This window comes from Candidatus Aegiribacteria sp., assembly GCA_021108435.1.
Classification (GTDB): Bacteria; Fermentibacterota; Fermentibacteria; order Fermentibacterales; family JCC-6; genus Aegiribacteria.
The window spans coordinates 1-12,140 of sequence record JAIOQY010000063.1 but is presented as its reverse complement, the minus strand read 5'-3'; the positions used below and the strand labels follow the sequence as shown (position 1 = coordinate 12,140).

At 45.4% G+C, this 12,140-nt stretch carries 8 protein-coding genes and 1 pseudogene; all 9 read left to right on the top strand.

All coding sequences use genetic code 11. The annotated features are described in order from the left end of the window. The first annotated feature begins 115 nt into the window (after positions 1 to 115). The 9 genes and pseudogenes from recG (at position 116) to K8R76_03825 (ending at position 12,078) form a co-directional block, all read left to right on the top strand. A pseudogene (recG, locus tag K8R76_03865) lies at positions 116 to 2,140 on the top strand (ATP-dependent DNA helicase RecG). Positions 2,141 to 2,307: 167 nt separating this feature from the next. Continuing rightward, positions 2,308 to 4,515, top strand: a complete 2,208-nt coding sequence (locus K8R76_03860) for a TonB family protein (GenBank protein MCD4847307.1) — start codon at positions 2,308 to 2,310, stop codon at positions 4,513 to 4,515. Positions 4,516 to 4,526: 11 nt separating this feature from the next. Then, the gene (locus tag K8R76_03855; GenBank protein ID MCD4847306.1) at positions 4,527 to 4,910 is read left to right on the top strand and encodes an Hsp20/alpha crystallin family protein; all 384 of its coding nucleotides are present in this window, start codon (positions 4,527 to 4,529) and stop codon (positions 4,908 to 4,910) included. Then, the gene (gene lon, locus K8R76_03850) at positions 4,911 to 7,253 is read left to right on the top strand and encodes an endopeptidase La (GenBank protein MCD4847305.1); all 2,343 of its coding nucleotides are present in this window, start codon (positions 4,911 to 4,913) and stop codon (positions 7,251 to 7,253) included. It abuts the gene before it with no gap. After that, the gene (locus tag K8R76_03845) at positions 7,250 to 7,978 is read left to right on the top strand and encodes a hypothetical protein (protein ID MCD4847304.1); all 729 of its coding nucleotides are present in this window, start codon (positions 7,250 to 7,252) and stop codon (positions 7,976 to 7,978) included. Before lon ends, K8R76_03845 begins: the two co-directional genes overlap by 4 nt. Before the next feature lie 110 nt (positions 7,979 to 8,088). Then, on the top strand, positions 8,089 to 9,111 hold the full coding sequence (locus tag K8R76_03840) for a LysM peptidoglycan-binding domain-containing protein (protein ID MCD4847303.1): 1,023 nt from the start codon (positions 8,089 to 8,091) through the stop codon (positions 9,109 to 9,111). A gap of 12 nt (positions 9,112 to 9,123) precedes the next feature. After that, positions 9,124 to 10,500, top strand: coding sequence for a hypothetical protein (locus K8R76_03835; GenBank protein ID MCD4847302.1), 1,377 nt, complete (start codon positions 9,124 to 9,126; stop codon positions 10,498 to 10,500). Then, positions 10,493 to 11,386, top strand: a complete 894-nt coding sequence (locus K8R76_03830; protein ID MCD4847301.1) for a tyrosine recombinase — start codon at positions 10,493 to 10,495, stop codon at positions 11,384 to 11,386. Before K8R76_03835 ends, K8R76_03830 begins: the two co-directional genes overlap by 8 nt. After that, positions 11,383 to 12,078, top strand: a complete 696-nt coding sequence (locus K8R76_03825; GenBank protein MCD4847300.1) for a hypothetical protein — start codon at positions 11,383 to 11,385, stop codon at positions 12,076 to 12,078. The genes K8R76_03830 and K8R76_03825 overlap by 4 nt, the downstream gene beginning before the upstream one ends. Positions 12,079 to 12,140 lie beyond the last annotated feature (62 nt).

The following is a 12,140-nucleotide window of genomic DNA, read 5'->3' as shown; positions in this document are numbered from 1 at the left end:
TACTAGTCTGAATGACCCTGTATACAAGCTGTAATTCAATTAGTATCATTACTCAAATGTTCTTGGAGGCAATCGAGGATTCACAGAGTGTCCTGAAGGTCCCTGAAAGGATAATATGCTGGAGACCGATATCAGGTATCTCAAGGGTGTAGGACCCGCGAGGAGCAGTCAATTAGCTAAACTCGATATACATACTGTAGGAGAGCTTCTTCTTCATGTCCCGACTCAGTATCATGACCGAAGAATAATAACTCCGATAAGGAATCTTATCCCCGGAGAAGATTCGAATATATCCGGGACGGTGGTATCGAGCGGCTTATGGAAATCCCGAAAAGGGAAGAGCGTGTTCCAGGTTGAGCTTGAAGACAGTTCCGGAAGAATTAAACTATCCTTCTTCAACTGGAAATATATTGCCGCCAGACTGCAGCCCGGATCAGAGGTCATCGCCAGCGGGAAGGTTGATTTTTTCGGAGGTCTTTCAATAGTACATCCCGATCTGATTTTTCTGAACAGCGAACCGGAGGAACTACGCCTGGTGCTTCCAGTCTACCCGCTTACCGCAGGAATAACCCAGGGAATAATGAGAAAACTGATGACATCAGTCATTGAGAAATACGTGGATCATTTAAGTGAGATCCTGCCCTCTGAAGTGCTGAATTCATACGGTTTCCAGAACCGCACTGAGGTCGTTCGTGCGGTGCATTTCCCGGAGAATCCTCTTCAGGGCGAGCAGGCCAGAAAAGTACTGGCGCTTGAAGAGTTATTTCTTTTTCAGTCCATTCTGAATCGTGTCAGGATGAATGCCTCTCTCAGACCTGGAATACTGATCACTCCACCATCGGATACCTTAAGTTCATTTTTGAAGAAGCTGCCTTACGAACTTACGAATGCCCAGAAGAAAGCTGTAAGAAGAATAACTGAAGAGCTTTCCCTGGATAAACCTATGAGAAGACTGCTTCAGGGAGACGTGGGTTCAGGCAAGACAGTTATTGCTGCTGCTGCATGTGCTTTGTGCTGTGGAGCCGATTATCAGGTCGCTGTTGTGGCTCCGACCGAAGTTCTGGCCGCTCAGCACTATAAAACACTCAGAGGGATGCTGGAGCCAATGGATATCAAATGTGATCTTCTAACAGGTGGAACAACCGGTTCACAGAGGAAGTCTATCTATGAATCACTGGAAGATGGCTCCCTGGATGTTCTTATAGGTACTCACGCAGTATTGGAGGATACTGTAGTAATACCAGCACTTGGACTGTGTATTATTGACGAACAGCACAAGTTCGGAGTGGAGCAGAGGGAAAAGCTTCTGGCAGGTCGCAAGCCCTGCCCGCATCTATTGATTATGTCCGCTACACCAATACCCAGAACACTTGCTATGACAGTATATGGTGATCTTGACATCACTCTTATTGATGAGATGCCTCCAGGCAGGGGTAGAATACACACCTGCGTGATGAGCAGAGATAGAAGAAGTGAGGTGTACAGTTCTCTCCTGAAAAGACTTGAACTTGGAGAAAGGGCGTACATTGTCTATCCGTTGCGGGAGGCTTCTGAGGAGCTTGATCTGAAGGATGCCAAAACATCCTTCGATACGCTCAAAGATGGATCGCTGGGGAAATACAATGTTGGCCTGCTGACTGGTGCGATGAAAGCATCCGATAAGCTCGATGTTACAAGTAGATTCGCATCCGGTGAGATCTCTGTACTGGTAAGCACCACTGTTATAGAAGTTGGACTTGATGTTCCCGAGGCTACAGTGATGATTGTTGTGAACGCTGAGCGGTTCGGACTTAGCCAGCTTCATCAGTTGCGCGGAAGAATAGGCAGGGGAGAGAAGGATTCGTGGTGTTTTCTCATGAAGGGTTCCCAGTGCGGAGATGAGTCTGCGCAACGCCTGTCCGTTCTGGCTTCAACTGATAATGGTTTCAGAATTGCGGAAAAAGATCTTGAATTAAGAGGTCCCGGAGACATAATTGGGACAAAGCAGCATGGCATTCCAGTTTTCAGGATTGCTTCATTGCTCACCGATGCTGACCTGATCGAGAAAGCTTCTGAACTGGCCACTGGTAACGATTCAGGAGAATTCCTACTGCATGAATACAGGTGGCGTTTTAGCCATCTGGATCTTCCCGGAATCTGATGGATTTTCCAGAGGTTGTCACAGGTATACTTCAGTTCCTATCTTAGTATACTTGGAGGGATAGTATTTTGAATGATGGGGTACTTGACATAGGAATCATAAGAAATACAATTTGATGGAAATTAAAGCTGACTCACAGCATTGCAATCAGAGGGAGCAGGTTGGAGATGGGCTTAGGAGATGATAAGGTAAAGAAACTGCTGGAAACTGCAAGAATGCAGGTGCAGCAAGGTGAACGTAGGGAAGCTCTTAGGACATATCGCAAAGCTCTTAAACTCGATCCGGATAACCAACAGATACTGGACAGGATCAATGCACTTGAGCGTGAAATTTCAGCAATGGATAAGTTCAATAAGAGCAGATCCACAAGGGTACACCCTGCCGGAAGGAATATCTCATCATCCGGATTCGTAGATGATTGTATTCAGAGATCAGATGAAGCAAGCAAGGCAGGTGATGAAGTAAGAGCGCTGCAGGAACTGGAGCGAGCAAAACGTCACGATCCTGACAATAAACTTGTAAAGAAGAAAATACGATTTATTAAACGATCGATCAAAGTAAATGGATTAGCAGACCTTGTTCGAAGCAATTTGAAATCCAACAATCCGATAACTGCACTGGAAAATATCAAGCACGCTTTTGATATCTGGCCTTCAGCGCCTGTTCTTGGAGAATTGCTCGATCTTCTCGAGAAATACCAGCCGCCCGCTGTATTAGTTGAAGAGAAGAAACCGGAAGCCGGGATTCCTGTTGAGAAGAGTGCTGAAGCAAAACTAGAAGAAGAGCCTGTTGTTACTCCTATCCCGATTCCAGCTGGTCCGCCAGATAAGAAAATTGAAAAACCAGCAGCGGATAAGAAGATGAAAGCTGCGAAGCCTGTTCCTGATGAGAAGAAGAAGAAAGCTGCGAAGCCTGTTCCTGATGAGAAGAAGAAGAAAGCTGCAAAGCCTGCCCCTGATAAGAAGAAGAAAGTAGTAAAACCAGCTCCGGATAGGAAGAAGAAGCCTGTTCCACTCCATGAACCGGAAAAGGGCGGTAAGAACAGGATATACTTTATCGTTGGAGCGGTTGTTCTATTAGCGATTATCGTGTTCGCAGTGATGAAGTTTACAGGAGGACCTGCAACTGAACCTGAGGTAATTGAATATATTCCACCTCAGCCCTTCACTGAAACAATTGTTGTACAGGGTGCGACAGACATTAATGTTACGCTTGATGGAGTGCATGTTCGGGAGACCAGCCCAGGTACCTTTATATTGAGCGATACTGTGTTTAATGAGAGAATCATAGAAATTTCCGCTGCGGGTTTTGAAACTGTAACCATGAATCCAAGATTTGAAGAAGCACAGATAAACGCGGACACACTGATGCTTGATTCACTCGGAACCTCACTCGTTCAGATCACCATGGGTTATACGATGCCTGAGGGTGAAGATGATCCTGGCCTTGATGCTGTACTTTTCCTTATTGATGGAGAAGAAATAGAAGGTAACGTTGACTCTGTTCAGACAGGTATACACGTATTCGAAGCAATACTTGATGGATACAGAGTTATGCCGGAATCAATTCTTGTGGATCAGACAACTGATTTGGAACATAATCTTAATATCCTTGCTGCCGAGCAATCTCAAATTACTCTTCAGCTTTCATCTGATACACCCGGGAATGCCAGTTTCTTTATTGATGGAGTACGTGTGGCAACCGGACGCAGAATGACTGAAGTACTTCCTTTCGGTAGTTATTATCTTCAGGTCACGATGGATGAAAGGGAAGAATGGGGTGCTTCGATCAATCTGGGGCAGGATGGTTACAACAGAACAATCACGCTTGCAGAGCTGATACTTCCCGGTCAACTGATGGTTGGACCGGAACCCTGGTCTGACGTTTATGTAGATGGTGTACATGTGGGAACTACACCATTCGGAGGTGTGGAACTTGAACCTGGAACATACACGGTCAGGCTCTCAAATCCTGATTTTGAGAATGATGTTCATACAGTTGAAATAACAGCAGGTGAAACATCGGCGATACAGTTCAACGCTGTTGCAATTGCGTCGGTGGTGGAAGATACTGTCGAAGTGGAACCTGTTGAGGATTTACCCATATCATCTCCATTCGCGATACAGCAGACTCCTCCTTCGATTCCATCACAGGCACGTGCAAGAGGAGATCTACATGATTACGTTACTCTTGCGGTTCTCGTTGGAGCTGATGGATTGGTAAAGGATGTCAGTATTGTAAATGATCCACTGGGACTTGGCTGTGGTCAGGCAGCGGTTGATGCTGTTCGTACCTGGGTCTTCAGTCCGGCGATGCAGGGTTCTCAGCCGGTTGAAGTCACTACTAACGTCTCAGTTCGATTCGATATCGAATAGAACCGACTGCCATGTTTCAGTTACACTCGATGTACGGTAACTGGACACCTGCTATTGATATCTATAAAGTACAGAATGCATGGCTGGTGTATGTAGAACTCCCTGGATTATCATCGAGCGACATAGAACTGATTGCTTTTCCTGACGGTTTTGCTATCGGAGGAATCAGGAAACCACCTGAAAAGGGACTGATCGCAGAAAAGCTGGAGATCCTCACAGGTGCATTCCACCGTGAGATTCATCTTCCGGGAAAGATTGATATACCTGAAGTTACTGCATCTATGAAAAATGGAGTTCTCTGCATAAAACTCCCCGAACTGAATCAGACAAGTATCAGAGTTTCAGTAATCAGCCACAGGGAGTTTGCAATAACAATAAAAGATAGAGGAGAATAAATGGTTCGGGAAAGCACTCTGGATATTCCAGAAATATTGCCGATTCTGCCAAATCCAAATGGAGTTGTGTATCCATATACTATGATCCCACGCACAATAACCAGTTCCGAAACCGTCGAACTTGTTGATGATGCTGTCAGGGGAGATAAGATGATCGGTCTGGTCTGTGTTAAGAAGATCAGTGATAGACAGATTGTACCAGCTGATCTGTACCGGACAGGTACAATAACCGGTATTGACAGACTGTATCGGTTTCCGGGGGATATTATCAGGTTGCACCTGAGAGGACTTGCCAGATTCAGAATACTTGAATTTATTGATTCAAACGCTCCATATCTGTTAGCCAGAGTGAAAAGACTGGAAACGGTATATCCCGAGGGTGATATCGAACTCGATGCCTGGCAGAATACTATTGTGATGCAATTGAAACAGATTTTTGAACTGACAAGGAGCATCCCTGATGACTCGCAGTTCATGGAATTGTCTGACGATCCCGAAAGACTCAGTTTTCTGGCAGCAAGCAGGATAGAAGCAAACATAGAAGACAAACAGAAGATTCTTGAGGCTGATAATATTCTTGAGCGCCTCTGGCAGCTATCCGGAATAATGGAGAAGGAAATCAGGATACTTAAACTTCGTAATAAAATTCAGGGTCAGGTCAGGAACGAGATTGAGAAGGATCAGAAGGAGTATATTCTAAAGGAGCAGTTGAAAGCTATCCAGAAAGAACTCGGGGGAGAAAGCGAAAACCCTGAAGCTGAGGAGCTCAAGGAGAGGCTCTTGAAGAAGAAGCTTCCCGATAAGGTCAGAAAAGCTGCTGATGAAGAACTCGACAGACTGACAAGAATGCATCCCGGTATTCCTGAAGTTGCTGTTATTCGAAATTATATCGAATGGATTCTTAGTTTGCCCTGGATGGAAAGTACAAAGGATAAATTGAATATTGCCAGAGCAAGATCAGTTCTGGAGAAAGACCATTATGATCTTAAGGATGTGAAGGAGCGAGTGCTTGAGTTTCTAGCAGTTCGTAAACTGAATCCTGAAGGTAAGGCTCCGATCCTCTGTTTTGTGGGACCTCCCGGTGTCGGCAAAACCTCCATGGGAAGAAGTATCGCCAGGTCTCTCGGTCGCCAATTCGTTAGACTTTCACTTGGTGGAGTTCACGATGAAGCGGAGATCAGGGGACATAGAAGAACTTATATTGGAGCAATGCCAGGCAAGATAATCCAGGGCTTGAAGGAGGCTGGAAGCAATAATCCAGTTTTCATGCTCGATGAAGTTGACAAGATAGGCAGTGACTTCAGGGGTGATCCAACTTCAGCTTTGCTGGAAGTACTTGATCCCGAACAGAACTACTCCTTCAGAGATAACTATATGAATGTTCCTTTCGACCTGAGTTCCGTGCAGTTCATCACTACCGCGAATCGACTCGATACAATACCCTCACCTCTGAAGGACAGGATGGAGATAATTCGAATCCCTGGATATACAGCGGATGAAAAACTGGAAATAGCACGAAGATATCTTGTGCGCAGACAGATGATCAATGCCGGTCTTACGGGAAAGACGTTAAGATTCCGAAAGGACGGAATAAGTCAGATAATCATAAGACATACGCGCGAAGCAGGTGTAAGAGAACTTGAACGAACCATCGGTAAGATTTGCAGAAAAACTGCAATGAGACTTGCTGAGGGTAATGATGACCTTGTTATAATCAATCCATCACGGTTGCACGAATTTCTTGGTCCTCGAAAATTCACCCGAGAAAGAATCGCGGATAAACCCTGTATTGGTGTGGCCGTTGGACTTGCCTGGACTCCCGCCGGTGGGGAGATTCTCCTCATCGAAACCATAATAATGGAAGGCAAGGGAGATCTTAAGCTGACTGGGCAGTTAGGACAGGTTATGAAGGAATCAGCTCATGCCGCCCTGTCCTGGATACGAACACATTCAATCAAATACGGAATTGATCTTGATTTCAAGAAGATTGATATTCATCTGCACGTCCCGGCTGGTGCTACTCCAAAGGATGGACCTTCAGCGGGAGTGGCCATTACGATATCCATGTTATCAGCCCTGACTAGAAAACCTGTTGCTTCCGATATGGCAGCTACCGGTGAAATCAGTCTGCAGGGGAAAGTAATGCCTGTCGGCGGTATCAAGGAAAAAATCCTGGGTGCGCTTGCCGCCGGAATAAGAAAAGTATTCATTCCTGAGGAGAACGGTAGAAACCTGGATGAAATTCCCGAGAATATCCGCAGTAAAATGGAATTTGAGCTGGTGAAAAATGTTCAGGATATTGTACCCAGCTTAATTCCCGGATTGAAAGAGGTTGATAGATGATACGGAGCATTACTGTCTCATTCCTGCTTTTTGCCATATTGTTTGTGGTGCCTGGTTGTAAAGGTCCCTCAGATCGTATGATTACATCTGAAGGTCAGGCGGTCTGCGGTGAACTGGAAAGCATCAGTGGACGCAGTGTCGTTTTCAAATCGTCAAATGTTACCGTTGACAGGGATGATGCCAGAATCTTTCTCAGAGATAACGCGGGAACGTACAGAGGCCCTGTATCTTACATTGATGGTGTTTTCTCGATCATCACAGATTCGGGGGAAAGAAGCTTCCCTGTGAGTGATGTTCAAACCATAATATGGAGTGAAAGTAACAGCGAAACTTCAATCAGAATAGATGTTCCAGCAGTAGATGGATGGGTCAGAACCGGAATGCATGTAAATGATGGTGATATTCTCTCTCTCTCCGCGACAGGAATTGTTACACTGGAGACGGGTAATTGCGGACCATCCGGAATTGAATTATTTGCAACTGCTACTGCTCTTATGCCGGGAGCGACGAATGGCCAACTGATTATGAAGGTCTCCGAATCTGAGCCTGTTGCTGCTGGCAGCGCCTGGACAGGTAATTCTCCAGGTACCGGAGAGCTGATGCTGGCTGTTAACATCCCCGATAGAGAATCAACATCAGGATGCGGTGGTATTTATTATGTGACAGTTCTGAAAACCGCCGGTGTAGATTCCGGGAATTCAGTTATTTATCTCGCGAAAAGATAATATCATTAAAAATACTGATTTGACTTGAGCAAACTACGAACTTAGAATATTATGAAGTTATGAAATTCGTGTTGCTTGTTCTCAAGGATTTTGCGGGAGGTTAGGTTGAAATGAGAGGCTTAACTGTTACTCTATCAATATTTATTGTATTCTCAGCATCAGTGTTCTCTTTTGTGATGGCGGACAGGATGCATCAGGTTTACTATGGGGATACACTCTGGGATCTTTCTATACGCTATTACAACACACCTTTTCACTGGGAAGATATTCTTGAAGCTAACGAATCACTTGAAGGAATTGAGCTCCTTCGTCCAGGTACTGAACTGATTATTCCGGATATCTACGGTACTACTGTCAGCACTTCGGTAGTTAACACATCAATTGATATTTACACAGCTTCCCTGACCAGCAGCGGATCACTTCTCAGCAGGCTTCTGTTGGAGACTACAGGGATGGTTACTTTTGATCCACCCGCACCGGTCTGTTATGTCGTTGAGATTAATGTCGACGAAGTAGATGAATATGCAAGCGAATTTGCTATACCGGGAGATATGATCGCCTTAGATATAGGACAGAACCAGGGAGTTGAGATCGGACGTGTATACAAGATCTATAATATCGGGGAAGAGGTTCGGCATCCTGAAACAGGTGAAAAACTTGGTGAAGTTATCAGGGTTGCCGGAGTCTGCAGAGTAATCAGGACTTCCCCTACTGCAAGCGTTGCTCTACTTGAACATTGCTATCTTCCTGTAATTGTGGGAGATTACCTTGTTCCATATACTTCAATAGCACCCGTCGAAGTGTCATCCAATGGTGTTGTAAGTGGTATGGACGCATGGGTTATCGCCTTCCAGGACCCTGATACTGATAAGGCATACGCATTTGACATAGTCTTCCTTGACAGGGGTTCAGAAGATGGTCTTCAAGCAGGTGATATTTTCAATATGTACAAGTATGGACAGCTTTTTGACAGCCCGTCCGGAAGCACTGTAGTAACCCCGAATATTCCTATTTCCAGGCTTATTATCTTGTCTACTACACTTGAAAATTCTGCCGCAATAATATTCTCATCATCCTCTATTGATTTGATTGAAATAGGAGACAGAATCGAACTGGCGCGCGAGCAGCAGTAGTACGGAAATTTCATGAAATGGAAAGTAGTTGTCGGGGGTGATAAACCCTCGCGTGAAACGATTCGTATCATTGCCGAGCTGACCTCTCTTCTTCATGATGAAATTCTCCTTTCACTTGGTGATGGAAACCTGACAGCAGGCAACAATCTTACAGAGAACGAAGCGCAGAAGCTGGCCGATCAGCTTGGCAGAGACCCCGCTGTGAAATGCAGAGTATTGCCGAACAGGGAACTGGAATTGACTTCATCGCCTTCGTTCAGGGTGCTTCTTGTAGATTTCAGACCGGGTTACAGAACACGGCTTCGGCGAAGATTACAGAAACTTACAGGTCTTTCAAATGAACAGATTGTTATCTGGCTTTCCAGAATGCCTTTTGCACTTGGTTCAGGTGTTGATGGCGATACTGCCAGACAGATACGGAAAAGAATTGTAGAAGCCGGAGGCATTATACGGATAGAACCAGAGTCAGCCACCAGGGATCGGGTATTGCCCCGGACTCGATCAACTGCTGTATTCCAACCACCTGCAGAAAATCACGATATGCTCATTTCATCTTCCACGGAAACACTTGAACAGTCAGAACAACCTGAGCCTGAGAAGGAATCTCCGGTTCCTCCGTTTGTCGAACTTCCAGAAGGATTTACCAATGAACCTCCACCTCTCGATGAAATTGATACTGCTTTTGGCAGAGTAATGAGGAATCCTCCACTGAAATTCCAGTCCGATCAGCCTTCACCTTCTTTAAAAAACGGGTTCTTCAAATCTATGCCGCCTGTTCTGAAAGATCCCAGAAAAAGCGCTCCTTCAACAATAGTCTTTTATTCACCAGTGCCTTTGTTTGAAGAGAAACCTGATATAATAGGTGGCGAAGATGGGTCAGATTCTTCAAAAGGTACCCCATCTGTTGTGATTCCATTTCCTCCAGTCAGCAGTATCTCTGAGGACATGCTACTTCCGCCGTTTATAAGTGAATCCTCCATAGAGAATGTAGTCCATAGCGTTCCAGAACCTCCACCTTTCATTGTCAGCATGAATAATGATCCAGATGACATTCAGGTGCTAGAGGAACCGTTTAACAGGCCTGAATCAGATCCTGATTCTGCCCTGAAGCTTTTTCTGTATCCACCTGCTCGGAGGGGTGAGAGCGATGTTGCGAATGCCCTGAGTGAAGTACTTGGGCTTTCTATTGACAGGTCCATGGAAATGCTTGAGCAGTCCCCGTCATGCCTTGCAAAATACTGGAATAATCAGAAAGCCGTGGAGGTAGCCCATAAACTGGAAAAGCGGGGAGTAACCATCTCCATTATGCGGAAAAAGTTGTCGGTTCAAGGCTCATCTTCGGGGAAATCCCGCAGCGGTTTTAGAGCGTGGCTTACCGCAAATGGATGAATCTGTTGAGTCATACATTGAATATGCTGCTCTTGAGAAGAAACTCGCGTCCAGCACTATATCCGCATACAGTAATGATCTGGAACAGGCTGACACCTGGCTCCGGATCAATGAAACCAATCTGTCAGAAGCTATAACTGCTGATATAGCCGAGTATATGGCCTTTCTTTCTTCAACAGGGTTTTCAGCTCGGAGTGTTAGACGCAAGCTGTCATCACTCAGGGGCTTCTTCCGATATCTGCAGATCTCAGGATTAAGAGAAGATAATCCTGCGGAGTTACTTCATTCAGCGAAACAGCCAATTCTTCTTCCTCACCCTCTGAGTCTTGAAACGGTTACTTCTCTTATTGAAGTCTGGTCTGGTGATTCACCTCTTTCAGTTCGCAATAGAGCACTGATGGAGCTTTCGTACGGAGCAGGTCTCAGGGAGAGTGAACTCACTGAAATCACAGTCAGCAGAATTCTGCTTGAAGAAGCACTTGTAAGGCCGATGGGTAAGGGTACCAAGGAGAGAATAGTGCCAATAGGGGGGCCAGCTGTCAGATGGCTTTCCAAGTATATTGATACTGCAAGGCCTGTGCTGGCACATGGTAGATCAACTGCAGTGTTATTTCTGACTTATAGAGGTAACCCGCTTTCAAGAATGACAGTATGGAATATTGTGAAGAAATCTGTTTTTTACGCTGGTATTAAGCAGAAAGTGCATCCTCATTCACTGAGACATTCGTTCGCAACTCATCTGCTTCAGGGAGGTGCTGATCTGAGGGTTGTACAGGAATTGCTCGGACATTCGGATATCAAAACAACTGAAATTTACACAGGTGTGGATAGAACCTATCTTCGTGGTGTAATTGATCGATGTCACCCAAGGGCAGGAGAGAAATGACTCTGTTTCCATCCATATTTGAGAAACCGTCCGATGTTTCAAAATTACTTTACTATGCGGCAGTATGGAGCGGAAAAAGAACTTCAGAAGTATGGGTGCAGGGTTACAGTACTCTACAGACGCATGTGACTGAGATATCAAGAAGCCCCTCAGGAGGAAGAGTTGAGAATCTGTCAAAGGTTTTGAATTTCATTTCAAGCAATAGAGAAACCTCGATGTCCCTTCCTCCCGATATGGCATCAAGACTGTTCAGCGCGTGCCTTTCTGAAGCTCCCGCACTTCTTGAACTCGGATACCCCAGGGACGAACCCGCTACATTCACAACAGCATTTCCTGGCCCCGCATTTAATTCAATCCGTACACGAAACCAGATTAGATCCGCGATTCATCATCTTGGAGGAGATATGGAACTTTTTAAAATCCTTCTCCGCTCGAGCGAATCGACAGATACCTGTCTTGATATCATGTTCGCGGTGTGGCCTCCCCAGCGTATACAGGAAGGTAAATTCATGCTGCGCCTTGGATACCCCGGCCAGACAGTGCCGGCTGTCATGATTCTTGATGAAAGACTGGCGGGTTATGTTCTTCTTTCATGTTGGGATCTCGCGCTGAGACTGAGAGACAGAGAGGATATTCAAACAGCGGTACCGGATTTTCGATCATTCTCCGTGGATGCGGTCCAAACCAGCTAGCGTCTTTCCGAAACTCTTTAATAGTTAATATACCAAAGATAGAGATGGGTATGTTTTCAACA